We start from the raw sequence: 26,386 nt of genomic DNA, 5'->3' as shown, positions 1-26,386 counted from the left end.
CATTTCACGCATAATTAACATATTAGACTTTTTTAACAAAAGAAGGAGGTTATCCATTGTATAAAAATATTATCTTAGCCACCGATGGATCGGATCATGCGAAAAGAGCCGCAGAAAACGCGATGCATATGGCAAAATGCACCCCAGGGTCATTAGTAGAGATTGTTTTTGTTGTTGATGCTGATAAAGTGAAATCAGACGTGCTGAGCCATTGGAACTCAGCAGACTTGGATGGAAAACGTAAAGAACGAATAAGAGAGGTCGAAAAAATGGCCAGAACCCATGAAGTATCCTATAAGGTAACGATTCTCCAGGGTGACCCGGGCCCTGCGATAGTTGAATATGCAAACAATCATCATGCGGACATTATTGTGATTGGCAGCAGAGGATTAAGCGGTTTGCAGGAATTTGTTCTCGGAAGTGTGAGTCATAAAGTAGCCAAACGAGCAAACTGTCCGGTGCTAATTGTGAAATGAACATCAAGCATTTAAAAATGCTTGGTGTTTTTTTGTACCTATGACATATATCACAAAAAGAGATATCTGAATGCGATATGATTTTACTATCATTTGATAAAAAGGGCATCTCTATATGTTTAGGACCATTCGTGAAAACAAAAGATTACAAAGTGAATTAGACTTTTTCAAAGCTGAATATATGAAAGCAAAACAGAAAAAACAGGAGATGGAGAACGGGATGGAGGATTTTTTACATAGCTTGTATGGGGATTTGTTGTCAACAGTGAACCAGCACGAGGTTGTGAATGGACAGCATCATGATCTAGCAGAACTGGTCGAAAAAATTAAAAAAAGGTTCGATAAAGTGGAAGAAATCAGTCAACACTCTAATCAAATTTCGACCAAGATGCTTGTGATGGGACAAACTTTGATAGATTCCACGGAGGAAATGGTGAGAGAGTCGAAGGAGGGTAGAGAGTCTGTTGGAAAAGTAGAAACAATGATCAAGAAGCTTGGGGAGCAATCGAGTTTAGCGGCAACCAGTATGAATCAACTTAATATACGTTCAAAAGAAATTGAGGACATTGTCAAGGTCATTCATGCCATTGCCGAACAAACCAATTTGCTTGCCTTGAATGCATCAATTGAGGCAGCACGAGCAGGAGAACATGGAAAAGGCTTTGCTGTGGTAGCAAGTGAGGTGAGAAAACTTGCGGAAAGTACAGCCCAAAGCACCATGGACATCGACGGCCTCACGAGAAGTATTCAGCGGGAAATTAACAAAGCGCTCACAGAAACACAAACAAGTCTAACAGTTGTTAATGAAGGAATTCAGCTTAGTACGGGAACAACAGCGAAAATCGATCATATCCTTGAGGTGATTGAAACGGTGCAAACCGAAGTACAATCGGTTCTCCACACCATTCAAGAACAAAAATCCTTTAGTGGAGATATCATTGAAGAAATCTGTATGACAAAAGAAGTGTTCAATAAAGTAAATGACGCGATTTTACAACATATCGACGACGCTCACATAGTTGATCAGCGATTGGAAGAAGGAATTATGCAGATTAAGGGGATTGGTCATGGAGAGTGAAAATGGCATGAAGCGGTTTTAGTCTTATGACTCGTGGAGCTAGTTTTACTTGTGCATCAGGTCATAAAAGGTATCTTATGACCTGATGTATTTCATTTTAATGGTCTGTCACGTCATAAAATCATGTTTATGACATTAGGAGTTAATTTTTCAAGGGCAATCAGGTCATAAAAAAATTGCCACTCACCCATTGACAATATCTCGAATTCGTAATATTATTATCTCACATTCAAGATATTTGAATCAGAGATAAAAAGACAAGGAGGTGAGCATATGGATAAGATTTGTTCTAATGAACCTTTTCTGCTCCTCATGCAAACAACAAAGGCGATTCAAGAATGTATAAAGTCCAATGTAACAAAACATGATCTAAGCGTGACAGAGTTTTCGGTTCTTGAAGTTCTTTATCATAAGGGGACGCAGACGATTCATCAAGTGGGGAGCAGCATTCTTGTGGCTAGCGGATCGATGACGTACGTAGTTGATAAGCTGGTACAAAAGGGGTTTTTAGAGCGGAATATTTGTCCAGGAGATCGGCGAGCCATTCATATTTCTTTGTCGGATAAAGGGAGAATATTAATGGATACCCTTATTCCGGAGCATCAAGTACTGATTGATTCCATGTTTGCTTCATTAGATCATCAAGAGGTAAACAGTTTAATAGATGTACTAAGAAAAACGAAGAAGAAAGTAGAAGAGCTATCAAATTAACAAACAACTAGGAGGAATTACAAGATGTTAGATTTAGGATTATTATTGATTCGTGTGGTTATCGGTTTATTATTCATTGGTCATGGTGCACAGAAATTATTTGGTTGGTTCGGTGGTTACGGACTAAAAGGAACCGGTGGCTGGATGGAGTCGCTTGGATTAAAGCCAGGTGTAACAATGGCTCTTCTTGCTGGTTTAGCAGAGTTGGTGGGTGGCTTATTCTTTGCTGCGGGATTCTTAACTCCATTTGCAGGTCTACTTATTGCTGCAACTATGGTTATGGCCATTGTAAAAGTTCACGGTGCCAATGGGTTATGGTCAACAGCAAATGGATATGAATACAACTTAACGTTATTAGTTGTGGCTGTTGGTGTTGCATTAACAGGTCCTGGAGCTTACGCAATCGACGCATTTATTTTCTAAATTATCTCGGTTTTGAGAATCATGAAACTAGACAAAGACTCACCTTCAAATCAGGTGGGTCTTTCATTCGTTGATCGAATAAATAATCCTTTTTCCCTGCGAAAATAGTAGGATATTACTGTCGAATCATGGTAAAATGGAGTCCACAGTAGGTCGAAAAAGGGCAGTCTACTGAATTTTGCTCTGGGATGAGGGGTTACTTTGCTTGGGTCTGCCACATTTTATGTGTTCAATTTAAGCGATGTGTTGATTGCTATCTTCATTTCGATAATATGCTGTACACTTGGGGCAGAATTTTGTCGTCGGTTGAAGCTAGAAAATTATACGTTTATGAGAAGAGTAATATACTCGTTAATGCTAGGCTTTACTTTTTGGTTAGCGTTGTTATTGGTTTGTTTGGCAATGGAATTACCTTACTCTACAGGAAATATCAATTTATACTTTCAATTAAGTTTTTATTTTTGCTTTATCGGATCCTATATTGCTCTTGGGGTAACGAAACAGAGACTAAATAGTTCGATTCAGTATATATTTGCAGGTTTGTTCGTTACAGTTTGTATTTTAGGTACACTTAGTCTTGGTTTTTATCTTCTATACTCGGATCATCTAGATATAAAGCCGATGCTTGGGACCATGACTGTATTTTTAACATTAGCAACGATGTTTTCCTTGCTTCGCTTCCTTATTCAAATAACGAATTCGGATATCTATCAATTCCTGTCTCGATGGAAGCTTGTTGGTAGTATTCTTGGTGGAGCTGCTTTTGCAGGAATTCCTTTTATGGTTGTTGTAGCTATGCTAAATCTTGAAGAAATTGGTACGGGGAATACAAAACCATTGGTTATGCTTTTACCTTTTACATATAGTGTCATTACGAATCTTGCTTTCATGCTAGTACCGGACCTGTTTGGTGAACGTTTATTGATGCGTAACATTCAATCGTATTTATCACTATTTAATCATAATCCTGATGCCGTATTTGCCGTAAACTTGTCAGGCAACATTATGCATGCGAATAAGGAAGCCTTTAAACTTACAGGCTATGATCAAAAAGCGATTAAGGGTTTGCATTTCAAGGAGCTATTAATCTACGACGAAGAGGAATTCAATCACTATCTTCAAAGCTTCCTTCAAGAAGATATTCAATCGGTTGAAGTAAAACTTCGACATCGAGATGGCTTTTTTATTGATGTTAGAATTACACCTGTTCGAATCATTGTGAAAGAAGAACTGATCGGGGTATATGGAATTGTCCGAGATATTACAGAGAAGACGCATGCCGAGGAGACGATTCGTTACCTTGCTTATCACGATGATTTAACCAACTTACCGAATAAACGGAAGCTTGAAAAAGTGGCAGCAGAGTCGATTGGTGAAAATAAACCTTTTTATCTTTTTTATATTGATTTTGATCGTTTTAAACGGATTAATGATACCTTTGGTCATTTTTTCGGTGATAAAATTCTTCAAGAAACCGGGAAAAAGCTTGAGGAGCTCATGCCTGAAAATTGTACGATTGCAAGGCTTGGGGGAGATGAGTTTGCGGCCCTCCTTCCTCATCCAGCAGACTATGATGAGATTGCTCAAAAAATTATCGAAGGTTTTCGTACCCCTATCGTACTCGATGGCTTTGATTTTTTACTTACAGCAAGCATCGGTGTGGCTTATTTTCCAAAAGATGGAGAATCGATTTTGGATTTATTGAAGGCGGCAGATCTCGCGATGTATCGTGCGAAAAATGAAGGCTCCAATCGATATGTTGTGTATGAGGCGACCATGAAGGAACAATCACTTAATAAAATAAAGATAGAAAGTGATCTTCGCAGAGATATTGCGAATCGCAAGTTAACGGTTTATTATCAACCGAAATATGATACGGGTTCAAATCTATTGGTGGGCTCCGAGGCACTCATTCGTTGGCAACATGAAGAGAACGGGTTTATTCCTCCTAGTAAGTTTATTCCTATCGCCGAAGAAAGTAACTTAATTATTGATCTTGAGAGATTTGTAATTACGGAAGTATTCGAAACGATTGGGGAGTGGAAACGGAAAGGCATGCCGGTGCCTAGAACTTCTATTAATATTTCCGTCATTCATTTTTACCAAGAAGACTTTGTCGATTTTATCATAAAAAACTTAGCCTCCTATGAGATCGATGGCAGTGATATTGAGATTGAAATTACGGAAAGTGTTATTATGCGTGGAGAGGAGCGAGTCAATCGAAACCTGCTTGCCCTTAGAGAAGTCGGGGTTGAGATCAGTGTCGATGACTTTGGAACAGGGTATAGCTCCTTAAGTTATTTGCAAAAGTTATCTGTCGATCGTTTGAAAATTGACCAGTCGTTTATCGCTGATTATGAGAGCAATAAAGAAATTATATCTGCCATCATTTCGATGTCTCACAACCTAAATCTGAAGGTCATTGCAGAAGGTGTGGAAACGTCGAATCAAATCGGTTTCCTGCAAAACATGAATTGCTTCGAGGTGCAAGGTTATTTCTACTCCCCTCCAGTCGAGCGTTCTAATTATGAAGATATTTTATCTAAATACGGTAATGCTAGTTAAAAATGCCTCATTTAGAGGCATTCAGAATGTCGACAAAAGGTAGTGAGAACTTCTCGCTGCCTTTTGTCATTTTTTTGTTTGGAAAAAGGCTGATTCCGCTTCGGGCGCTTGCTTTCCGGGGGGCGGGCAGTGAGTCTCCTCGTCGCTGACGCTCCTGTGGGGTCTCACTTGTCCCGCTGATCCCCAGGAGTCAAGCACCTTGCCAAGTCTGAATGCTTCATTTAGAGGCATTTTTTTAATCAGCCGATTGATTTCTCATTCTTTCTTGTGCAAGTCGGACCATTTCTTTGACCATGCTTCCACCGATTTGGCCACCGATCTTGCCTGCTTGATGGGAGGTAAGATTTCCGTTATTGCCTTTACTCAGTGGAATATGCATATCCGCTGCCACTTCGTATTTTACCTGGTCCGGGTTATCGTTAGGCACCATATACCCTCTCTGTTTCATAACATCTGCTTTTAACGAATCTAATGCCTCTCTAGCCTCTGGGATTAATGGACGTCTTTTTCTAGCCATATTCTCTATGCTCCTTTTACTTTTTTCTTAGTATGCACTTTCCATACGTGAAATACTTGTACAACCGGAGTTGACCATATATTCTATAACTATAAGTGGTAACAAAGAGGGGTTGAACGAGATGAAGTATGTATTGGGTCTTTTTATCCCTGGTGCTCTCGTTATTTTTTTCACAAGAGTTACATACAGCCATGTGATTGGTTTATTGCTTACAGTTGCACTAATAGCTGCATCGGTTTATAAGGGGTATACCGATTCCTTATCGCTCATTATTGTAGATGCATTGTCTTTAACGGTTGGGTTTGCGTATTCGAAAATGGTTCGAGAGAGGGCAAAAAAACGATCGTAGGTAGAAGCTTGTCGATAAAATTTTCGACAAGTTTTTTTATGCCATTTTCACATACAGAGGGTGTTTGAATCATTTCAATCAAACGTTTGATTGACCTTTTTTCGACTGAGACTGACAGACTTCATCGTAAAAACGAAAAACATCGAATATTTGTTCGCATATTATTGGTTTGTTTTCCCTTATTTGTGGTAGAATGATTAATATGAAAATATAGGTTATTTACTCAGCTAGGTCCGCCGCCGCTAGTTACTATAGATGAAATTCTAATGGATACTTTTAATAGGAGGAGTACTTGTGAAGGACCAATTTGAATTAGTCTCTAAATACTCACCACAAGGAGATCAGCCTGCAGCCATACAAAGGATTGCTGATGGAATACATAATGGTGAAAAACGTCAAACGTTGCTCGGAGCAACAGGGACTGGTAAAACATTCACGATCTCCAATGTGATTAAAGAAGTGAATAAGCCGACACTTGTGATCGCTCATAATAAAACACTTGCTGGCCAGCTTTATAGTGAGTTTAAGGAGTTTTTTCCGAATAACGCCGTCGAGTATTTTGTTAGCTATTACGATTATTATCAGCCAGAAGCGTATGTTCCTTCAACAGATACGTTTATCGAAAAAGATGCTAGTATCAATGACGAAATTGATAAGCTTCGTCACTCGGCTACATCCTCTTTGTTTGAAAGAAAAGATGTTATTATCATTGCGAGTGTTTCTTGCATTTACGGTCTAGGTTCTCCTGAGGAATATCGAGATCTTGTGCTCTCACTAAGAACGGGAATGGAAATTGAGCGTAATCAGCTCTTGCATCGCTTGGTAGATATTCAATATGAAAGAAACGATATTAACTTTCAGCGTGGGACATTTCGTGTTCGTGGCGATGTGGTCGAGATTTTCCCGGCTTCACGGGATGAGCATTGCTTACGTGTGGAGCTATTTGGTGATGAAATTGATCGCATTCGAGAGGTGGATGCATTAACAGGGGAGATTCTTGGAGAAAGAGAACATGTTGCCATTTTCCCAGCTTCCCACTTCGTTACGCGTGAAGAAAAACTCCTTGTTGCCATTGAAAATATTGAGAAGGAACTTGAAGAACGCCTAGCGGACATGCGTGAAAACGGAAAGCTTCTTGAGGCACAGCGATTAGAGCAACGTACACGTTATGACTTAGAAATGATGAGGGAAATGGGCTTCTGTTCGGGAATTGAAAACTACTCCCGACATCTAACTCTAAGACCACCTGGGTCAACACCATATACATTGATCGATTATTTTCCAGAAGACTTCTTAATTGTCATTGACGAGTCGCATGTGACGCTTCCGCAAATTCGTGGAATGTATAACGGCGACCAAGCGCGTAAGCAGGTTCTCGTGGACCATGGTTTCCGTCTGCCTTCAGCGATGGATAACCGACCTTTAACGTTTACAGAATTTGAGGAGAAGATCAATCAAATTGTGTTTGTTTCGGCAACACCGGGACCTTATGAGCTTGAACACACGCCAGAAATGGTTCAACAAATCATTCGTCCAACAGGATTGCTTGATCCAACGATTGATGTTCGTCCGATTGAAGGGCAAATTGATGACCTTATCGGTGAGATTCATGAGCGGATTAAGAGGAATGAACGCGTTCTTGTCACAACGTTAACAAAAAAGATGTCCGAGGACTTAACAGATTACTTGAAAGAAATTGGTATCAAGGTACAATATCTACACTCTGAGGTAAAAACACTCGAAAGAATTGAAATCATCCGAGAGCTACGACTTGGAAAATATGATGTTCTTATAGGAATTAACTTGTTAAGGGAAGGTATAGATATTCCTGAGGTTTCGTTAGTAGCCATTTTGGATGCGGACAAAGAAGGCTTCCTTCGTTCAGAACGTTCGTTGATTCAAACCATAGGTCGTGCGGCGCGTAATTCCCGCGGTCATGTGGTGATGTATGCCGATCGAATGACAAACTCAATGGAGCTTGCGATTTCAGAAACGAAACGTCGTCGCGCCATTCAAGAAGAGTACAATGAGAAGCATGGAATCACACCGATGACGATCCAAAAAGATATAAGAGATGCCATTCGAGCAACACATGCGGCTGAGGATGAAGCAGAGTACAAGACAACAGAAAAGCTTACAAAGCTTACGAAAAAAGAGCGTGATAAGCTAATTGAGGATATGGAGAAGGAAATGAAAGAAGCAGCAAAGGCGCTAAACTTCGAGAGAGCAGCAGAGCTTCGTGATTTAATATTAGAGTTGAAAGCGGAAGGATGACGAATCAATGGCAATGGAAAAGCTCATAGTTAAAGGGGCTAGAGCTCATAATTTAAAGGATATCGATGTGACCATTCCGCGAGATAAGCTCGTTGTACTAACAGGACTTTCAGGCTCGGGGAAATCCTCTCTTGCATTTGATACGATATATGCTGAGGGGCAGAGACGCTATGTGGAATCATTATCTGCGTACGCAAGACAGTTTTTAGGGCAAATGGATAAACCGGATGTGGATATGATTGAAGGACTTTCACCGGCTATTTCAATTGATCAGAAAACAACGAGTCGTAATCCTCGTTCGACCGTCGGAACGGTTACGGAGATTTATGATTATTTACGATTATTATATGCAAGAGTGGGTCGCCCGACCTGTCCGAATCACGGGATTGAAATTAGCTCCCAAACGATCGAGCAAATGGTCGACCGAATTATGGAGTATCCTGAACGAACAAAGCTCCAAGTACTTGCACCGATTATTGCAGGACGCAAAGGGACACATGTGAAGGTTTTTGAAGATATTAAAAAGCAAGGCTTTGTTCGTGTTCGTGTGGACGGAGAAATGCTTGATCTTTCAGACGAAATTGAGCTGGAGAAAAACAAGAAACATACGATCGAAGTGGTTGTTGACCGGATTGTCGTAAAGGAGGGAGTAACTGCCCGTCTCGCTGATTCGCTTGAAACCGCTCTTGGTCTGGGTGAAGGAAAAGTAATTATTGATGTCATCGGCGAAGAGGAATTGCTTTTCAGCGAACACCATGCCTGTCCATTATGTGGCTTCTCGATCACGGAGCTTGAACCTCGTATGTTCTCGTTTAACAGTCCGTTCGGTGCATGTCCTGACTGTGATGGATTAGGGTCAAAGCTCGAAGTGGATGTAGATCTTGTTGTTCCGAATAAAGAGTTATCCCTAAAACAGCATGCCATCGCACCGTGGGAGCCAACAAACTCTCAATACTATCCACAGCTATTAGAAGCAGTGTGTAACCACTTTGGAATTGATATGGATATTCCTGTGCAGGATCTTCCAAAACATTTGTTTGACAAAGTGCTATTTGGATCAAAAGAAGACGATATTTACTTCCGGTACGAAAATGACTTCGGACAAATTCGTGAAGGCTATATCCAATTCGAAGGTGTCATTCGAAATGTGGAGCGACGTTACAAGGAGACAAGCTCTGATTATATTCGTGAGCAAATGGAAAAGTACATGGCTCAGCATCACTGTCCGACTTGTAAAGGAGACCGCCTGAAGAAGGAAACATTAGCGGTACTAATCAACAACCACCATATAGGGAAAGTGACGTCCTTCTCGATTCAAGAAGCTCATCATTTCTTTGACCATCTAGACTTAACGGAAAAAGAAACAAAAATAGCTAACTTAATTCTGCGTGAAATCAAAGAACGCCTTGGTTTCTTAATCAATGTCGGCCTCGATTATTTAACGTTGAACCGTGCGGCGGGAACTTTATCTGGAGGAGAGGCCCAGCGAATTCGTTTAGCCACACAAATCGGGTCAAGATTAACCGGTGTGTTATACATTCTAGATGAACCCTCCATTGGACTTCATCAGCGAGACAATGACCGATTAATAGATACGTTAAAAAATATGCGTGATATTGGGAACACATTGATCGTTGTTGAGCATGATGAAGATACGATGCTTGCGGCTGATTACTTAATTGATGTTGGCCCAGGAGCAGGAGTTCATGGCGGACAAATTGTTTCTGCTGGAACCCCCCAGGAGGTTATGGAGGATCCAAACTCACTAACCGGTCAGTATTTAGCAGGTAAGAAATTTATTCCGCTACCAGTTGAGCGAAGAAAAAGTGATGGTAGATACGTCGAGATTAAAGGCGCTAAGGAAAATAACTTGAACAATGTAAACGTAAAGATCCCGCTTGGCATGTTCATCGCAGTAACCGGTGTTTCTGGTTCAGGAAAAAGTACATTGATCAATGAAATTCTACATAAATCATTAGCTCAAAAGCTAAATCGTGCAAAAATCAAGCCTGGTCAGCATCGAGAAATCAAAGGGATTGAGCACTTGGATAAGGTCATTGATATCGATCAATCACCGATCGGGCGTACACCAAGATCGAACCCAGCAACTTATACTGGTGTGTTCGACGATGTGCGTGATGTGTTTGCATCGACTAATGAAGCCAAGGTTCGAGGCTACAAAAAAGGTCGCTTTAGCTTTAACGTCAAAGGTGGCCGATGTGAGGCATGTCGTGGAGATGGAATTATCAAAATAGAGATGCACTTTTTACCGGATGTCTATGTCCCTTGTGAAGTGTGTCACGGCAAACGCTACAACCGTGAAACGCTAGAAGTAAAATATAAAGGTAAGAATATTTCGGATGTGCTAGATATGACAGTGGAAGATGCACTCGTTTATTTCGAAAATATCCCAAAAATTAAAAGGAAGCTTCAAACCATCTATGATGTGGGTCTTGGTTATATTACACTCGGTCAACCTGCCACGACTTTATCTGGTGGGGAAGCACAAAGGGTAAAACTAGCGTCTGAGCTTCATCGCCGTTCTACTGGTCGCTCGTTCTATATTCTCGATGAGCCGACCACAGGGTTACACGTGGATGATATTTCACGATTGCTTGTCGTCCTCCAGCGCCTGGTGGAAAACGGTGATACGGTATTAGTCATTGAGCATAATCTCGATGTCATTAAAGCAGCCGACTATATTATCGATCTCGGACCTGAGGGTGGCGATAAAGGTGGTACCATTATTGCCATGGGAACACCAGAACAAGTATCAGAAGTACCACTATCGTATACAGGGAAGTACTTAAAACCGATACTCGACCGTGACCGTGAGCGAATGAAGAAGCAAATTCAACAAAAGGAAGAACAAGTAACTAACGCGTAAAGGAGGGAGCAGTTCCGTATAAGGAATTGCTCCTATTTGTATCACTCTCCTCAAAATTCATGAAACTTTTATTTATTAAGAACGTACATATGAGCAGAGGAGATGAAAGAAAATGAATACGAATAAAGTTTTGGCCGGTATGAGTTACTTGAGCATCTTTTTCGCTGGATTTATTTTTCCGTTGGTCGTATTTTTAGTATCATCCAGTTCATATGTCAAACAACATGCAAAGAAAGCCTTTTTGTCGCATTTAATCCCAATTGTTCCCGTACCGTTTCTAGTCGGTTCAGCGGTTTATCTAGATATGACGAATCAATTAACAGACACAGCACCGATTGCTATTATTGTAGGCGCGCTTTTAACTGGATTAATCGCCATCATCGTTACGATATGGAATCTTGTAAAAGCGATTAAAGTCTTTGCGAATGAAGATTATTAGTCCATTGAGGAGGGTATAGATATGAAAGAAGAGAGAAAACGCATCTTACAGATGGTAGAGGAAGGAAAGCTTAAGGTTGATGAAGCGTTACTGCTATTAGAAGAATTGGAGAAATCCAATACCTCTATGGAAGAAAAACAACAGAAATTATACAATGAGCTTTCAACGGTTGTGAACTTTGAGGAGGGGAAAAAGTCGTCAGGTTTTTCTTATCAAAAGGCTCAATCTGCCAAAGAAAAAATACTAGAGTTTGTGGATGTTGCTTTTAAAAAGATTAAAGATTTTGATCTTGATTGGAATTTTGGTCAATCGGTAGATGTTTCTCATATTTATCAACAAACTCATGCAAGAGTAAAGGATATTGATATTGATGTGGCCAATGGTTCGGTGACCCTTATTCCGTGGAATCAATCGGATGTTCGTGTCGAATGTGAGGCAAAGGTGTATCGTGTGGAATCACCAGAGGAAGCGAAAAGTCTATTTATCAAAGACGTGTTATTTTCGGTTGAAGGGGATAAACTCCGTTTCGGAGCACAACAAAAGTGGATGAAGGTTCAGGCAAAGGTATATGTGCCTTCCACTGATTTTGAACAAATTCGCATTCGAATGTTTAACGGGCCGATTACAAGTGAAAACCTAGTGGTGGCGTCGTTTAAAGCAAAAACAGCAAATGGAAAAGTGGATGTGTCAAACATTAAGGCATCAAAAGCAGAACTAGAAACAGCCAATGGGCAAATATCCGTTCAACAAAGTCAAATCGAAGACTTTGAAGCGGAAACAATTAATGGAGCGATCCGAGTGGATGGTACTTATAAAAAGCTCGATCTTCAATCCTTTAACGGAAACATCGAATGTGAGCTAGCTGGAGACCAAAGTGATGTGGTGGTAACCAAAGCAACAACAGGCTCCATCAAGGTGAAGGTACCTGCTTCATGGGCATTAAGTGGTGAACTAAAGTCCAATCTGGGTGGTTTCCAAGTAGACGTAGACGATATTTCAGTTGTCGAAAATAAGAGCGAAGTTGTTCAAAAAATGTTTGCTTTTAAATCTACAAGACCGTTAGATACCTTTACAACGATTCTTGCAGATACAAAGACCGGTTCGATTTCGTTGAAAAAAGTGAAATAAGAATGGATGATTGCGATGAGATGGCTTATAGGAATAGGAATTAATGCGATTTTGTTTATCGCTCTGGCAGGCTATTTTGAAAACTCCTTTTATATAGAAGGCTTTGGGGCGGCGTTGGCCGCGAGTTTCATCTTAGCGATTTTAAATATGCTGGTTAGACCTATTTTAATCATATTAACTCTGCCGATCACGATTGTGACGCTTGGTGCGTTCTTGCTAGTAATTAATGCATTGACACTTTTGCTCACCGATGAATTGGTTGGTTCCTCCTTTGAAATCGAAGGATTCTGGATGGCCTTCTTCATCGCGCTCATCATGTCGGTAGTTAATGTCATTCTTCAGAAAACTGTTTTTTCGAGAAAAAAGGAAAATGACTAAGTTTCCACCCTCCTTTTAGCAAAGGAGGGTTTTTTATATGGAAAAAGGGGGGATTTTAGTAGAAATCAATGGTTTTTACGTTCACTTCAGAAGTTCAATGTGATTTTACTTGCGATTATAGAGATTTATTTGCTATTTTAAAAACTTTTTTGCGATTCTAGAAATTTATTTGCTATTCCAAAAATATATTTGCGATTGTGAGGAATTACTTGCGATCACGAGAAGATATTTGCGATTAAGAGGAATTACTTGCGATCACGAGAAGATATTTGCGATTAAGAGGAATTACTTGCGATCCAAGTACATATTAGCGATTCAAAAAATTCAACCACTATTCCCCGGAAGTTCTAGTGTTCCCTCACGAATTTTCATTTTCCCGGTTACTTTCCCACAACCTGAGTAAAATAAACAACGATTGGGAAAGGAGGCATTTATGAGCAAGAAACTACTGATTTCAACCTTAGTATGCATGGTTTTAGTTTGGAGTGTAGGTTGTACAGAGATGAAAGCCCAGCAGCAGCATACCGAGTCCCCGAGGAATGTCATTATGATGGTGATGGATGGAACGAGTTCGGGAGCGGTCGCATTAGCCCGCTGGTATAAAGGTAGAGATCTTGCACTAGATCAAATCTTAACGGGAGGCGTGCGAACGTATTCTGCAGAATCTGCGATTACAGACTCGGCCGCTGCGGCTACCGCTCTAGCGACTGGAAATAAAACGGATGAGCATTATATTGGGCTACTTCCTTCGAAAATTACGACACCAGGCAAACAGGAAGAGAACCCGAAGCATGCGCTCATGCCGGTGGCCAATGTCCTTGAAGGAGCAAAGAAAGTAGGGAAAGCGACGGGGATTGTTGCCACCTCTGAAATTCAACACGCCACACCAGCCGGATTTTCCACACATGTTCTGAGCCGAAAGCAGCAAGAAGATATTGCTGAACAACAGGTGTATCAAGGAATCGATGTTGTACTTGGTGGCGGAAAAGTTCATTTAACAAATCGTAAAGATCAAGAAGATTTACAAAAGGTTATTGAAGAAAAAGGATATCAATGGGTCGATACGAGAAGTGAATTACAAAAGGCGAACGGTACGAAGATTTGGGGGAGCTTTGCAGATGAGTCACTAGCCTATGATATAGATCGTCCGGCAACCCAACCTTCCGAGCCCACTCTTGCTGAAATGACGAACAAGGCGATTCAAACCCTTTCGAAAGATGAAGATGGATTTTTCTTGTTTGTGGAAGGAAGTAAAATTGATTGGGCTGCGCACAAAAATGATATTGTTGGCATGATTAGTGATGTGTTAGCCTTTGACGAAGCAGTAAAGGAGGCAGTCACGTATGCTGAAAGAGATGGGAATACGATGGTGATTGCCGTGACCGATCATGGAAATAGTGGAATCTCGATAGGGAATCGGCAAACGTCTAGATCGTATGCGCATACTCCTGTTGAAAGCTTCATTCAGCCATTGAAAAAAGCCCAGCGGACGGTCGAGGGTGCACTGCAGGATCTAAAGCAGGATCGCTCTAATATCAAACAAGTGGCAAAGCTATATGGTCTAGATGATTTATCAAACAACGAAATAAGAATGCTGATTAACTCCAATCATGTTGGGGCAGACCTATCTGCTATGTTAGCCAAAAAAGCAAATCTTGGTTTTACAACAGGTGGACATACGGGGGAAGATGTATTTTTATACGCCTACGGTCCATCTCATCCAACCGGATACCTGGAAAACACGGAGTTACCTGAAAGAATGGCCGAATTCATGGGGGTTAACTTAGAAAAGTTGAGCCAATCGTTGTTTATGAATGCAAAGGAATTTTTTGAGAAACAAGGCTTCGTTACAAAAATTGACCAATCGAAAAATCATAATCCTATATTTGTAGCTGCTAAAAGAGACGTTTCCATTGAAATCCCTGCTAATAAAAATATCATTATGGTGAACGGAAAGTCACATTCGCTGAATGGGGTAGCCGTTTTCAATGGAATAGACTTTTTTGTAAGTGAACAAGTAAAAGAGTTGCTCCCGTAATTTCTATCCCTTCTCAATATTGAGGAGGGTCATTTTTTTGACAAAATATGAGGATCAAATTTGGTTCTTTTAAAAAAGATGGTAAAATAGATAGGAATTGTCTCTTTACATACAGAGGAGGAAGACGACCATGGCGAAAGTTCGTACAAAAGATATTATTGAAAAATTTGACCTTGAGTTACTTAGTGGAGAAGAAGGAATAAATCGCCCGATCACGATGAGTGATATCTCTAGACCGGGTATTGAAATAGCAGGTTTTTTCGATTATTATCCAGCCGAGCGAATTCAACTTCTTGGGAAAACAGAGCTAACCTTTGCGGAAAAATTGTCGCCAACTGAGCGTGCCATTCGTATGGAAAAGCTTTGTACGGATGTAACTCCTGGAATCATTGTGACAAGGGAACTTGACGTACCTGAAGAGCTGATTGAAGCGTGTGAACGTGAGGCTGTGCCACTTATGCGGTCTAGACAGAAGACGACTCGTTTTTCTGGACGTTTGACGAACTTTTTAGAAAGCAAGCTTGCGCCTACAACAGCTGTTCATGGTGTTTTGATTGATATTTATGGAGTTGGGGTTCTAATCACGGGGAAAAGTGGAGTCGGGAAAAGTGAAACTGCCCTTGAACTTGTTAAACGTGGACACCGATTGGTTGCAGATGATTGCGTAGAAATTCGTCAAGAGGATGAAGATACGCTCATTGGTAATTCTCCAGAATTGATTGAGCATTTACTAGAAATCCGTGGATTAGGAATCATTAACGTGATGACGCTATTCGGAGCGGGAGCGGTTCGAAGTCATAAACGAATTACCTTGGTCATTAACCTGGAGTTATGGGATCAAAACAAGCAATATGATCGTTTAGGATTAGATGAAGAAAAGTTGCGTATTATTGACACAGATTTAACAAAATTAACGGTTCCTGTTCGACCTGGTCGGAACTTAGCCGTTATTATTGAAGTAGCAGCGATGAACTTCCGTCTAAAACGAATGGGAGTGAACGCAGCGGAGCAGTTTACGAATCGATTGGCTGATGTGATTGAAGAAGGCGAGCATGACGAAGAACATTAATCCTAAGGGGGATGAGCTGTAATGGAATCAACTATTCAACCGATTGACCCAATTGCGGTGTCACTCGGTCCAATCCAGATCCATTGGTACGGTGTGATCATTGGGGTGGGTATTGCACTTGCATTATTTTTAGCGATGCGAGAAGGAGAAAGAAGGGGACTACATAAAGACATTTTCCCTGATTTGATGCTTTGGGCGATACCCATTGCGATTATTTCAGCACGTATTTATTATGTTGCATTTGAGTGGGATTATTACTCTCAAAATCCAGGTGATATTATCAAGATTTGGAATGGTGGAATTGCCATTCATGGCGCACTAATCGGTTCGGTTATCACAGCGATTGTGTTTTCAAGGAAGAAAAATATTTCGTTTTGGAAGCTTGCGGATATTGCGGCACCAAGTATTATACTTGGGCAAGCCATCGGTCGTTGGGGGAATTTTATCAACCAAGAGGCGCATGGTGGCGAGGTAACAAGAAGCTTTTTAGAAGGTTTATTCTTACCAGAGTTTATCATCAACCAAATGTATATAGATGGAGTCTATTATCATCCAACCTTCTTATATGAATCAATCTGGAATCTAGTAGGATTCGTTCTATTAATGTCATTAAGAAGGGTGAATTTACGACAAGGAGAGATTTTCCTTTCGTATGTGATTTGGTATTCCATCGGTCGCTACTTTGTGGAAGGAATGCGTACGGACAGCTTGATGCTAACAGAATCTTTACGTATTGCCCAAACAATTTCGATCGGCTTAATTGTTTTAGCAGTAGCATTAATCGTTTACCGAAGAGTAAAAGGATACGCGAAGGTTCGATATTTGGACCAGAGTGTGTAAATCATAGAGAGAGAAGGGTGCAATTTCTTCTTACGAAAGCTGCCCAATAAGGCTTTCTTCCGGAGAAACTCCACCCCATAAGAAATAAGGGAGAGGGATAGTTTCCCCTTCCGCTAGCTGGTGTTGCTACACAACAAAGGCTAGCTTCAGGGGGAACTATCCTCATCCTAATACAAATAAGGGAGCATGGAGAGAAGATGCTACAATCTACGAAAGCAGGGTTTTTCGTCGGTTTGAAGACCGTTTGGGCATTGGGGAAAATTATATTTCCGGTTGCCCTTATTGTTGCTTTGCTGCAACATACCCCTGTTCTGCCATGGGTGATTCAGTTAATTACTCCTTTGATGGGGATTTTTGGCCTTTCTGGTGACGCAGCGATTCCTCTTGTACTAGGAAACTTTCTGAACCTGTATGCGGCAATCGGAGCCATGCTAACGATTGATTTATCGGTAAAAGAAGTGTTTATCATCGCAGTTATGCTTTCTTTTTCACACAATATGCTCGTGGAATCGAGTGTCGCGATCAAAGTAGGCGTGAAGCTTTGGATTGTGCTAACCGTTAGAATTGGGTTGGCCATTTTTTCAGGAATTGTGATTAATCTAGTATGGCAAGGTGGTAACGAGCGTGCTCAATACGGGTTGGTGGCAGCGAAAGAAGAAACGGTGAGTGGAGTCATTCCGGTCCTTCTCGATGCTTTGCAAACAGCCGCACTTGGAATTGTTCAGTTAGCTATGATTGTTATGCCATTAATGATTGTGATTCAAGTATTAAAGGACTTACATTGGCTTCAAGTATTTTCACGCTGGATGGCACCAGTGACCAAAGCATTAGGAATGAAGGAAAATACGTCAACCACTCTAGCAGCAGGATTGATTTTTGGTCTTGCATATGGAGCCGGTGTCATGATTCAGGCCGTAAAAGAGGATGGGGTAAGCCAGAAGGACGTAACGATTGCGTTTATTTTCCTCGCAGCCTGCCACGCCGTTGTGGAAGATACCCTCATCTTTATACCATTAGGAATTCCTGTCCTTCCTCTGCTACTCATCCGTTTAGTATTGGCGATCGTATTGACCGCTATTGTGGTGAGAATATGGAAGCGAGTCGAGTTCTCAAAACGAAAGGAAACAGTCTATGACCACTAAAACAACAACCATCTTATTTGATTTAGACGGAACATTAATCGATACAAATGAACTGATTATTCAATCCTTTTTACACACCTTACAGCACTACTATCCTGACCAGTACAAACGTGAGGATGTGATCCCGTTTATGGGACCAACGCTTGTAGAAACATTTGGTGGAATGAATCCGGAAAGTGTCGAGGAAATGATAAAGACATATCGTTCCTTTAACATTAGCAATCACGATTCACTTGTAAAAGAGTTCGAGGGTGTAAAAGAAACCGTTATTGCTTTAAAGGAAAAAGGGTATAAGATTGGAATCGTGACGTCGAAAATGTCTGACGTCGTGATGAAAGGATTGAAGCTTACTAAGCTAGATCCATATTTTGAAATCGTTGTGGCACTTGATCACGTCGAAAAAGCAAAGCCAGACCCAGGTCCGGTACGTATGGCTTTAGAAAAACTGCATTCTTCTCCAGAGGAAGCGATCATGGTTGGAGATAACCATCATGATATTTTAGGAGGGAGAAATGCGGGAGTAAGAACGGCTGCGGTTGCCTGGTCGATTAAAGGTCGTGATTATTTAGCCAAGTACAATCCAGACTATATGCTTGAAAACATGACTGATTTACTGGCCATTCTAGAGGCAGAAAGATAATGAGAAAGACGACTCGCTACCCCGTCGAAGGAGCGAACTCTCTCTGGCATGTATACAAGACCGTCCCATTTGTAAAAGTCGTCAAAAACTTCATCGTCATCCAACTCGCACGATATACACCATTTTTAGGGATGAAAAATTGGTTGTATCGAACCTTTCTAAAAATGAAAATTGGTGACCAAACCTCATTTGCTCTTATGGTCATGCTCGATATTATGTTTCCAGAAAAAATCAGCGTAGGCAAAAACACCGTCATCGGTTATAACACCACGATTCTTGCCCACGAATACTTAATCAAAGAGTTTCGATTAGGAGAAGTGCAAATCGGAAGCGAAGTAATGATTGGAGCGAATACGACGATTCTCCCTGGTATCACCATTGGGGATGGAGCCATTGTGTCAGCAGGAACGCTCGTTCATAAGGATGTTCCTGCAGGAGCGTTCGTCGGTGGCAATCCCATGCGGGTAATTTACACAAAGGAAGAGCTCACAACCAGATGGGCAGAAGATCCGATTTACGGAAAAGAAAAGCTTCATTAACAGTAGTTAGTGAGGCTTTTTTTATATCATTGTCGATTGGTGTACATAATCGAGCCTTTATTGCGCTAGCCAATAACAGCGAAGAGAATGGGCACCAATTGACTTTGGTACCAATTTTTCAGTTGACGACCTCCTTGTGAAAGGAGTAAACTACATATAACTTCAATTTGCTAACATATTAGCGAACTAAAGGATTCGGAACATTTAGATATAGAGGTGATTGTCTTGAGTCGTTTATTTATGTTCGAAAAACCGCTTGGAATGAGGGATACCCTTCCAGGATTATATGAAACGAAAAGCATTGCTAGAAATGCGATACAATCAGAAATGAAGCGCTGGGGTTTTCAGTTTATTGAAACGCCTGCACTTGAATATTATGAAACGGTTGGAACAGCTTCAGCTATTCTTGACCAGCAGTTGTTTAAATTATTAGATTCACAAGGACATACACTTGTGCTAAGACCGGATATGACGGCACCGATCGCGCGTGTGGCAGCGTCAAAGCTGTTGAACGAAGACTTGCCGCTACGTTTAGCCTACTCGGCAAATGTATACAGAGCACAGCAAAGAGAAGGGGGCAGACCTGCAGAATTTGAGCAAATCGGTGTGGAGTGTATTGGCGACCATACAATTAGTGCAGATGGAGAGGTCATCGCTCTATTAATCTCATCATTACGAGAAGTTGGACTACCAAAGTTCCAAATTTCCGTAGGTCATATCGGTTTTGTACAAACCTTGTTCCAGCAAATTCTAGGAACAGAAGAGCGGGCCCAAGCATTAACGAAATTTCTATATGAAAAAAATTATGTAGGATACCGTGAGCATGTAAAAAACCTCGCGTTATCTTCCATTGATAAGCAAAGATTATTAGATTTCCTAAAGCTTCGCGGAGGCGAGGAGGTTCTAAGCTTTGCCAATGATATTATTGAAAATGAAAGTGGTCGTGAAGCACTTTCTCAGCTTCAGCAATTGTGGGAGATTGTCGTAGCCTTCGGTGAGGAAGATAAGCTGAAGTTTGATCTGACACTTATTAGTCATATGAGCTACTACACAGGAATTGTGTTTGAAGTATACTCTCACGCGGTAGGTACACCAATTGGAAATGGCGGCAGATACGATCTTCTTTTAGAAAAGTTCGGGAAGGCTACGGGAGCGACCGGATTTGCTTTATACTTAGACCGTTTAATCGAAGCGCTTGGTGGAGTATCAGAAGAAACACCGATGACCTGTATATTATTCAGTGATGAACGACGACAGGAAGCTTATACAGTGGCAAAAGAAAAGCGCGCCGTCGGAGAAAAGGTCGTATTACAAGATATCAATGGTGTGAAAAATATTGATGCATGCACGAATCAATATACAGATATCGTCTTTTTAATCGGAAAAGCAGGCAGGGGGTCTTAACAGTGAAGGAAATGCTAACAATTGCAATGCCGAAGGGGCGGATTTTTGACGAAGCAGTTGAGCTTCTTCGTCAAGCGGGCTTTAATCTTCCACCAGAGTTTGAAGACTCTCGCAAGCTCATTATCGATGTGGAACAAGAGCAATTTCGCTTTATTTTAGCGAAGCCGATGGACGTCCCTACTTATGTAGAACACGGCGTAGCAGATTTAGGGATTGCAGGGAAAGATGTTATGCTTGAAGAAGAGCGTGATGTGTATGAACTATTAGATTTGAAAATTAGTGCCTGCTACTTGGCCGTTGCAGGTTTACCAAATACAAAGATGAACGATGTGGCTCCAAAGGTGGCTAGCAAGTATCCGAATGTGGCAGCAGCCTATTTCCGTGAACAAGGGGAACAGGTGGAGATCATCAAGCTAAATGGATCGATCGAACTGGCACCGATTATCGGATTATCTGATCGCATCGTAGATATCGTGTCTACAGGAAAAACTTTGGTCGAAAATGGACTAGTAGAGTATGAACGCATTGCCGATATTACCTCTCGTCTGATCGTAAATCCGGTCAGCTACCGAACAAAGGATGAGCGAATTAGTGAGATCGTTGATAAGTTAACAGACGTGATTCACGGTGTAAGGAGCTGAACAGGATGAGAATTCAAAGGGTGAGTGAGGCGGTTAGCATTAAGCGTTCGGTGGATGCGGGAACCGAGGAGCAACGCCAAACGGTAAAGATGATCATTGAAGATGTACGAAAAAATGGAGATACGGCTCTATTTGCCTATACAGAAAAATTTGATCGTGCGACGTTAACATCGATGCTGGTTTCAGAAGAAGAAATCCGTGAAGCATACGACGAAACTGGCGCGGAATATGTAGCGATTATTAAGGAAGCAGCGGAAAACATTCGCTATTTTCATGAAAAGCAGGTTCGTAATTCATGGCTGACGACAGAAGCGAATGGAACGATTCTTGGCCAAAAGGTCACTCCACTTGATTCCGTTGGCGTGTACGTACCAGGTGGAACAGCGGCATACCCATCGTCTGTCCTTATGAATGTGATGCCGGCAAAAGTGGCTGGAGTTGAGCGCATCGTCATGGTTTCTCCTCCTGGTGCCAATGGAAAGTTACCAGCAGCCGTTGTTGTGGCGGCTCAAGAAGCTGGTGTGAAGGAGATTTTTAAGGTTGGGGGAGCACAAGCAGTTGCCGCTCTTGCTTATGGAACAGAAGCGATTAAGCCGGTTGATAAAATCGTCGGACCGGGAAACATTTATGTGGCCCTGGCCAAGCGTGAAGTTTTCGGTGACGTGGATATTGATATGATTGCAGGTCCTAGTGAAATTGCGGTTTTGGCAGATGACACGGCTCGAGCAAGCGAAGTGGCAGCCGATCTTCTTTCTCAAGCAGAGCATGATGAAAGAGCGTGCTGTGTGCTTGTTACCACTTCACAAGAATTAGCTGAACAGGTTTCTGAGGAGGTTGTTCGTCAGCTTGAAACACTTCCTCGTAAGGCGATTGCCGAACAATCAATCGTTGATTACGGAGCGATTTATGTGGCTGACACATTAGAAGAAGCGATTGCCACTATTAACACATTGGCGCCAGAGCATTTAGAAGTGATGACGGCTAACCCAATGGAGCTTTTAGGACAAATCAAACATGCGGGTGCCATTTTTATCGGCCGATTTAGTTCCGAACCAGTCGGAGACTATTTCGCAGGCCCTAACCACGTGCTACCAACAAACGGAACCGCCCGTTTCTCAAGCCCATTAAACGTAGACGATTTCCAAAAGAAATCAAGCATTATCTCATACAGTGAACAAGCATTACAACAAAACGTCGAAAAAATCGCCGCCTTCGCAAGACTCGAAGGCCTAGAAGCCCACGCAAGAGCGGTAGAATCACGATTTAAATAAATGGAAGAGGGGCGTTTCCACCCGAAGAAGCCTTTGTTGCGCAGCAACACCAGCGCACGGAGGGTGAAACGACCCCTTGACCAACACTTTTTTGAACAGGAGGATTCGAGATGACAAGGTCAGCAAGCATTACAAGAAAAACAGGTGAAACAAATATAGAACTTTCTTTAACGATTGATGGAGAAGGGAAATCAGAACTAGAGACGGGCGTTCCTTTTATGACACATATGCTTGATTTATTTACCAAGCATGGTCAGTTTGATTTAACCATCAACGCAAAAGGTGACACAGAGGTGGATGATCACCATACAACAGAAGACATCGGCATCTGTTTAGGACAAGTCCTTCGTGAAGCATTAGGCGATAAAAAGGGAATCAAGCGCTATGGTAATGCTTTTGTACCAATGGATGAGACACTTGCGCAAGTAGTCGTTGACTTAAGCAACCGTCCACATCTAGAAATGCGCGCGCACTTTCCAAGTCAAAAGGTTGGAACCTTTGATACAGAGTTAGTTCACGAATTTCTTTGGAAGCTTGCCCTTGAAGCACGAATGAACCTCCATGTGATCGTTCACTATGGTCAAAATACACACCATATCATCGAGGCCATTTTTAAAGCATTAGCTAGAGCATTGGATGAAGCAACCACGATTGACCCAAGAATAAAGGGCGTTCCATCAACGAAAGGGATGTTGTAAATGATCGGAATTATTGATTATGGAATGGGGAATTTATTCAGTGTTTCGAAGGCCCTTGAACGGCTCGAAGCTCCTTACTTCATTTCAGAAGATGCTAGCGAACTGCTACAGGCTGATAGCTTAATCTTACCAGGGGTTGGATCGTTTAAAGATGCTATGGAAAAGCTGAACGAATCAGGCCTGACTGCGATGATCAAGGAATATGTGAAAACTGGAAAGCCTTTGCTTGGTATTTGCCTTGGTATGCAGCTGTTATTTGAAGAAAGCGAAGAGAACGGAATTACTAAGGGATTAGCGTTACTACCAGGAAACGTAGTTCGTTTTCCAGGTGTAACGACTGAGGGAGAGGCGTACAAGGTTCCGCATATGGGCTGGAACAATATTCACTTCTTCCGTACGTCGCCAATTTTAGAAAATATTCATGAAGACTTTGTATATTTTGTTCACTCGTATTACGTAAATACGCAGGATCATGAGGTCGTCATCGCTAGCTGCGATTATGATGTGGAAGTACCTGCTGTTGTAGGACGTGGAAATGTATTCGGAATGCAATTTCACCCCGAAAAAAGCAGCAAGCTAGGCATGGAATTATTGCGTAATTTTACTGAGCTAACGAAAGAAAGGGTGGCACGATGAGCTTTACTATTTATCCAGCGATTGATATGCGCGGAGGCAAATGCGTCCGCCTTTTACAAGGAGATTATAATCAAGAAACCGTGTATGGAGATTCTCCATTTGATATGGCGAAAAGCTTTGCCGACGCAGGAGCCGAGTGGATACATATGGTCGACCTTGACGGAGCAAAGGATGGCAAGCGTGTGAACGACCGCTTTGTGATCGAGGCTGCCCAAAAGCTTGATGCGAAAGTACAAATTGGTGGAGGGATTCGTACCGAGGAAGATATTCTTCATTACCTAAACAATGGCGTGTCACGTGTCATTATCGGGAGTGTGGCCGTGTCAAACCCAGAGTTCGCTATTGAAATGATTCAAAAGTACGGTGAGAAGATTGCAATTGGACTCGATGCGAAGGATGGCTATGTGGCAACGCATGGTTGGCTCGATACTTCTTCTGTCACAGCGGTTGAGCTTGGAAAGCGACTGGCTGAAGCGGGTGCAGAGACATTTATTTTTACAGATATCGCAACAGATGGAATGCTTTCTGGCCCAAACTTATTGGCTGTGGAGAAACTGGCGGTTGAAACAGGTAAAAGTGTCATCGCCTCTGGTGGAGTAAGTGAGTTAGCTGATCTACGGGCATTGAAGGAGCTTGTTGGAAAAGGTGTGAGCGGTGCAATTGTCGGAAAAGCCATTTATGAAGGAAGATTCTCTGTTCCTGAAGCATTGAAAGAGGTGAAGTAACATGCTAACCAAGCGTATTATTCCATGCCTAGATGTGAAGGACGGTCGTGTGGTAAAAGGAATTCAGTTCGTACAGCTGCGCGATGCAGGAGACCCCGTCGAACTGGCTCGTTTTTACGATGAGCAGGGAGCAGATGAGTTAGTTTTTTTAGATATTTCTGCTTCGCATGAAGGCCGCGGTACGATGGTGGATGTGGTAAAATCTGTTGCTTCCGAGTTAGCAATTCCGTTTACTGTAGGTGGAGGGATCAATTCCCTAGAAGACATGAAGCGCATTTTACGTGCTGGTGCGGACAAAGTGTCATTGAATACGGCTGCTGTGCTAAATCCTGAGCTTATTACTGAAGGAGCGAACTTCTTCGGCACACAATGTATTGTCGTTGCCATTGATGCAAAATACGACGAAGAGCTTGGTTCGTGGCGTGTTTTCACGCATGGTGGTCGAAAAGCAACCGAATATGAAGTCGTTCAATGGGCAAAAGAAGCGGTTCGCCTTGGTGCAGGAGAGATCCTGTTAACGAGCATGGATAGTGACGGAGAAAAGAAGGGCTTTGATGTGGCGTTAACTCGTGCCGTAAGCGAGGCGGTATCGGTTCCGGTCATTGCTTCTGGTGGAGCAGGAAACTCTGAGCATTTTGCAGAAGCCTTTTTAGAAGCAAAGGCAGATGCAGCTTTAGCAGCATCAATTTTCCACTACAAGGAAACATCAGTTGAAGAAGTGAAATCATTTTTAAAGGAAAAAGGGGTGAATGTACGATGAATGTAAAATTTGATGAAAACGGCTTGCTGCCGGCAATCGTTCAGGATGCAGTGACGAAAGAAGTATTAACCCTTGCGTATATGAACAAGGAATCTTTAGATAAATCGATTGAAACACGTGAAACATGGTTTTACAGTCGTTCACGTCAGGAGCTTTGGCATAAAGGAGCAACAAGCGGGAATACACAGAAAATCGTTGATATGAAGTTCGATTGTGATCAAGATGCAGTGGTTGTATTGGTAGAACCAGCTGGTCCTGCTTGTCACAACGGAACAACCAGCTGTTTTACAGAGAGTGTGTTCACAGGTGAGGAAGCAGCTTCTGGTGCAGAAAGCCTAGCAGACTACCAAATTTTATTTGAACTTGAGCAGTTGATTCGCAACCGTGAAAAAGAACGTCCAGAGGGTGCATACACGACGTACCTGTTTGAAAAAGGCGTTGATAAGATTTTGAAAAAGGTCGGGGAAGAAGCATCTGAAGTCATCATTGCTGCAAAAAACCGTGATGCTGAGGAGCTAAAGTGGGAAGCAGCCGATTTACTGTACCACTTATACGTACTGTTGGTGGAGCAAGGCTTGCCAGCTCGAGACGTATTGTCCGTATTAAATAAGCGACATGAAAAATCTGCAGCAAAATAACCAGCCGAGGGGCTGGTTATTTGTTTTTTGGACAAAGCTTCCTAGATCGCCTTTCTACATTCATGGTTTCAGCAACATAGGACTTATGATATAATAATTAGGTTAAACATATTCTTGTTA

At 41.8% G+C, this 26,386-nt stretch carries 26 protein-coding genes; 25 read left to right on the top strand and 1 reads right to left on the bottom strand.

The annotated features are described in order from the left end of the window. Window positions 1–56 precede the first annotated feature (56 nt). The 5 genes from ACVBAX_RS19480 (at window position 57) to ACVBAX_RS19460 (ending at window position 5,253) form a co-directional block, all read left to right on the top strand. A complete protein-coding gene (locus ACVBAX_RS19480; protein WP_447118468.1) occupies window positions 57–476 on the top strand; it encodes a universal stress protein in 420 nt (139 codons plus the stop codon). 115 nt (window positions 477–591) lie between these two features. Beyond that, entirely contained in the window at window positions 592–1,554 is a 963-nt protein-coding gene (locus ACVBAX_RS19475) for a methyl-accepting chemotaxis protein (RefSeq protein WP_447118467.1), read from the top strand. A gap of 273 nt (window positions 1,555–1,827) precedes the next feature. Continuing rightward, the gene (locus ACVBAX_RS19470; RefSeq protein WP_447118466.1) at window positions 1,828–2,265 is read left to right on the top strand and encodes a MarR family winged helix-turn-helix transcriptional regulator; all 438 of its coding nucleotides are present in this window, start codon (window positions 1,828–1,830) and stop codon (window positions 2,263–2,265) included. 24 nt (window positions 2,266–2,289) lie between these two features. Next, entirely contained in the window at window positions 2,290–2,688 is a 399-nt protein-coding gene (locus ACVBAX_RS19465) for a DoxX family protein (RefSeq protein ID WP_447118465.1), read from the top strand. Window positions 2,689–2,889: 201 nt separating this feature from the next. Further along, on the top strand, window positions 2,890–5,253 hold the full coding sequence (locus tag ACVBAX_RS19460; protein ID WP_447118464.1) for a sensor domain-containing protein: 2,364 nt from the start codon (window positions 2,890–2,892) through the stop codon (window positions 5,251–5,253). 235 nt (window positions 5,254–5,488) lie between these two features. On the opposite strand, the gene ACVBAX_RS19455 is transcribed toward ACVBAX_RS19460, so the two are convergent. Further along, on the bottom strand, window positions 5,489–5,770 hold the full coding sequence (locus ACVBAX_RS19455) for an alpha/beta-type small acid-soluble spore protein (protein ID WP_447118463.1): 282 nt from the start codon (window positions 5,768–5,770) through the stop codon (window positions 5,489–5,491). Between the two features lie 121 nt (window positions 5,771–5,891). On the opposite strand from ACVBAX_RS19455, the gene ACVBAX_RS19450 reads away from it, so the two are divergent. The 20 genes from ACVBAX_RS19450 (at window position 5,892) to hisIE (ending at window position 26,266) form a co-directional block, all read left to right on the top strand. Beyond that, window positions 5,892–6,119, top strand: coding sequence for a CsbA family protein (locus ACVBAX_RS19450; RefSeq protein ID WP_119709995.1), 228 nt, complete (start codon window positions 5,892–5,894; stop codon window positions 6,117–6,119). A gap of 294 nt (window positions 6,120–6,413) precedes the next feature. After that, a complete protein-coding gene (uvrB, locus tag ACVBAX_RS19445) occupies window positions 6,414–8,393 on the top strand; it encodes an excinuclease ABC subunit UvrB (RefSeq protein ID WP_447118462.1) in 1,980 nt (659 codons plus the stop codon). 7 nt (window positions 8,394–8,400) lie between these two features. Further along, a complete protein-coding gene (uvrA, locus tag ACVBAX_RS19440; RefSeq protein ID WP_447118461.1) occupies window positions 8,401–11,280 on the top strand; it encodes an excinuclease ABC subunit UvrA in 2,880 nt (959 codons plus the stop codon). A gap of 112 nt (window positions 11,281–11,392) precedes the next feature. Next, complete coding sequence (locus ACVBAX_RS19435; RefSeq protein WP_119709992.1) at window positions 11,393–11,719, top strand: DUF4870 domain-containing protein; 327 nt, start codon at window positions 11,393–11,395, stop codon at window positions 11,717–11,719. Between the two features lie 21 nt (window positions 11,720–11,740). After that, window positions 11,741–12,847 (top strand): DUF4097 family beta strand repeat-containing protein, encoded by a 1,107-nt coding sequence (locus ACVBAX_RS19430; protein WP_447118460.1) that lies wholly within the window; start codon window positions 11,741–11,743, stop codon window positions 12,845–12,847. A 15-nt stretch (window positions 12,848–12,862) separates the two neighbouring features. Then, a complete protein-coding gene (locus ACVBAX_RS19425) occupies window positions 12,863–13,225 on the top strand; it encodes a phage holin family protein (RefSeq protein ID WP_447118459.1) in 363 nt (120 codons plus the stop codon). Between the two features lie 433 nt (window positions 13,226–13,658). After that, window positions 13,659–15,263, top strand: coding sequence for an alkaline phosphatase (locus tag ACVBAX_RS19420; RefSeq protein ID WP_447118458.1), 1,605 nt, complete (start codon window positions 13,659–13,661; stop codon window positions 15,261–15,263). A gap of 130 nt (window positions 15,264–15,393) precedes the next feature. After that, window positions 15,394–16,332: an HPr(Ser) kinase/phosphatase gene (gene hprK / locus ACVBAX_RS19415; RefSeq protein ID WP_160548664.1), complete on the top strand. Its 939-nt coding sequence runs from the start codon at window positions 15,394–15,396 to the stop codon at window positions 16,330–16,332. 21 nt (window positions 16,333–16,353) lie between these two features. After that, window positions 16,354–17,172 carry a prolipoprotein diacylglyceryl transferase gene (lgt, locus tag ACVBAX_RS19410; RefSeq protein WP_430775667.1) on the top strand — a complete coding sequence of 273 codons (819 nt, stop codon included), beginning with the start codon at window positions 16,354–16,356 and terminating at the stop codon, window positions 17,170–17,172. A gap of 197 nt (window positions 17,173–17,369) precedes the next feature. Then, the gene (locus ACVBAX_RS19405; RefSeq protein ID WP_430775668.1) at window positions 17,370–18,314 is read left to right on the top strand and encodes a nucleoside recognition domain-containing protein; all 945 of its coding nucleotides are present in this window, start codon (window positions 17,370–17,372) and stop codon (window positions 18,312–18,314) included. Further along, a complete protein-coding gene (gene ppaX, locus ACVBAX_RS19400) occupies window positions 18,304–18,954 on the top strand; it encodes a pyrophosphatase PpaX (protein WP_430775669.1) in 651 nt (216 codons plus the stop codon). Before ACVBAX_RS19405 ends, ppaX begins: the two co-directional genes overlap by 11 nt. After that, window positions 18,954–19,493, top strand: a complete 540-nt coding sequence (locus ACVBAX_RS19395; protein ID WP_447118457.1) for an acyltransferase — start codon at window positions 18,954–18,956, stop codon at window positions 19,491–19,493. Before ppaX ends, ACVBAX_RS19395 begins: the two co-directional genes overlap by 1 nt. A 225-nt stretch (window positions 19,494–19,718) precedes the next feature. Then, entirely contained in the window at window positions 19,719–20,897 is a 1,179-nt protein-coding gene (locus tag ACVBAX_RS19390; RefSeq protein WP_447118456.1) for an ATP phosphoribosyltransferase regulatory subunit, read from the top strand. Window positions 20,898–20,899: 2 nt separating this feature from the next. Further along, the gene (hisG, locus tag ACVBAX_RS19385; RefSeq protein WP_119709982.1) at window positions 20,900–21,538 is read left to right on the top strand and encodes an ATP phosphoribosyltransferase; all 639 of its coding nucleotides are present in this window, start codon (window positions 20,900–20,902) and stop codon (window positions 21,536–21,538) included. A 5-nt stretch (window positions 21,539–21,543) separates the two neighbouring features. Beyond that, on the top strand, window positions 21,544–22,809 hold the full coding sequence (gene hisD / locus ACVBAX_RS19380; protein ID WP_447118455.1) for a histidinol dehydrogenase: 1,266 nt from the start codon (window positions 21,544–21,546) through the stop codon (window positions 22,807–22,809). A 110-nt stretch (window positions 22,810–22,919) separates the two neighbouring features. Further along, window positions 22,920–23,507, top strand: a complete 588-nt coding sequence (hisB, locus tag ACVBAX_RS19375; RefSeq protein ID WP_447118454.1) for an imidazoleglycerol-phosphate dehydratase HisB — start codon at window positions 22,920–22,922, stop codon at window positions 23,505–23,507. Beyond that, entirely contained in the window at window positions 23,508–24,143 is a 636-nt protein-coding gene (gene hisH / locus ACVBAX_RS19370) for an imidazole glycerol phosphate synthase subunit HisH (protein WP_447118453.1), read from the top strand. Beyond that, on the top strand, window positions 24,140–24,868 hold the full coding sequence (hisA, locus tag ACVBAX_RS19365) for a 1-(5-phosphoribosyl)-5-[(5-phosphoribosylamino)methylideneamino]imidazole-4-carboxamide isomerase (protein WP_119709978.1): 729 nt from the start codon (window positions 24,140–24,142) through the stop codon (window positions 24,866–24,868). The genes hisH and hisA overlap by 4 nt, the downstream gene beginning before the upstream one ends. A gap of 1 nt (window position 24,869) precedes the next feature. Continuing rightward, complete coding sequence (hisF, locus tag ACVBAX_RS19360) at window positions 24,870–25,628, top strand: imidazole glycerol phosphate synthase subunit HisF (protein WP_447118452.1); 759 nt, start codon at window positions 24,870–24,872, stop codon at window positions 25,626–25,628. Then, a complete protein-coding gene (gene hisIE / locus ACVBAX_RS19355) occupies window positions 25,625–26,266 on the top strand; it encodes a bifunctional phosphoribosyl-AMP cyclohydrolase/phosphoribosyl-ATP diphosphatase HisIE (RefSeq protein ID WP_119709976.1) in 642 nt (213 codons plus the stop codon). The genes hisF and hisIE overlap by 4 nt, the downstream gene beginning before the upstream one ends. Window positions 26,267–26,386 lie beyond the last annotated feature (120 nt).

It is taken from the genome of Robertmurraya sp. GLU-23, assembly GCF_052983275.1.
This window is presented reverse-complemented; position numbering and strand designations above follow the sequence as displayed.

Coding starts and splice junctions, on each gene's coding strand:
- ACVBAX_RS19425 (WP_447118459.1), top strand. CDS start 12,863: ATGAGATGGCTTATAGGAATAGGAATTAATGCGATTTTGTTTATCGCT.
- hprK (WP_160548664.1), top strand. CDS start 15,394: ATGGCGAAAGTTCGTACAAAAGATATTATTGAAAAATTTGACCTTGAG.
- lgt (WP_430775667.1), top strand. CDS start 16,354: ATGGAATCAACTATTCAACCGATTGACCCAATTGCGGTGTCACTCGGT.
- hisIE (WP_119709976.1), top strand. CDS start 25,625: ATGAATGTAAAATTTGATGAAAACGGCTTGCTGCCGGCAATCGTTCAG.
- ACVBAX_RS19395 (WP_447118457.1), top strand. CDS start 18,954: ATGAGAAAGACGACTCGCTACCCCGTCGAAGGAGCGAACTCTCTCTGG.
- ppaX (WP_430775669.1), top strand. CDS start 18,304: ATGACCACTAAAACAACAACCATCTTATTTGATTTAGACGGAACATTA.
- ACVBAX_RS19435 (WP_119709992.1), top strand. CDS start 11,393: ATGAATACGAATAAAGTTTTGGCCGGTATGAGTTACTTGAGCATCTTT.
- hisF (WP_447118452.1), top strand. CDS start 24,870: ATGCTAACCAAGCGTATTATTCCATGCCTAGATGTGAAGGACGGTCGT.
- ACVBAX_RS19420 (WP_447118458.1), top strand. CDS start 13,659: ATGAGCAAGAAACTACTGATTTCAACCTTAGTATGCATGGTTTTAGTT.
- ACVBAX_RS19405 (WP_430775668.1), top strand. CDS start 17,370: ATGCTACAATCTACGAAAGCAGGGTTTTTCGTCGGTTTGAAGACCGTT.
- hisD (WP_447118455.1), top strand. CDS start 21,544: ATGAGAATTCAAAGGGTGAGTGAGGCGGTTAGCATTAAGCGTTCGGTG.
- hisH (WP_447118453.1), top strand. CDS start 23,508: ATGATCGGAATTATTGATTATGGAATGGGGAATTTATTCAGTGTTTCG.
- hisA (WP_119709978.1), top strand. CDS start 24,140: ATGAGCTTTACTATTTATCCAGCGATTGATATGCGCGGAGGCAAATGC.
- uvrA (WP_447118461.1), top strand. CDS start 8,401: ATGGCAATGGAAAAGCTCATAGTTAAAGGGGCTAGAGCTCATAATTTA.
- hisB (WP_447118454.1), top strand. CDS start 22,920: ATGACAAGGTCAGCAAGCATTACAAGAAAAACAGGTGAAACAAATATA.
- ACVBAX_RS19455 (WP_447118463.1), bottom strand. CDS start 5,770: ATGGCTAGAAAAAGACGTCCATTAATCCCAGAGGCTAGAGAGGCATTA.
- ACVBAX_RS19465 (WP_447118465.1), top strand. CDS start 2,290: ATGTTAGATTTAGGATTATTATTGATTCGTGTGGTTATCGGTTTATTA.
- ACVBAX_RS19430 (WP_447118460.1), top strand. CDS start 11,741: ATGAAAGAAGAGAGAAAACGCATCTTACAGATGGTAGAGGAAGGAAAG.
- ACVBAX_RS19450 (WP_119709995.1), top strand. CDS start 5,892: ATGAAGTATGTATTGGGTCTTTTTATCCCTGGTGCTCTCGTTATTTTT.
- ACVBAX_RS19470 (WP_447118466.1), top strand. CDS start 1,828: ATGGATAAGATTTGTTCTAATGAACCTTTTCTGCTCCTCATGCAAACA.
- ACVBAX_RS19475 (WP_447118467.1), top strand. CDS start 592: ATGTTTAGGACCATTCGTGAAAACAAAAGATTACAAAGTGAATTAGAC.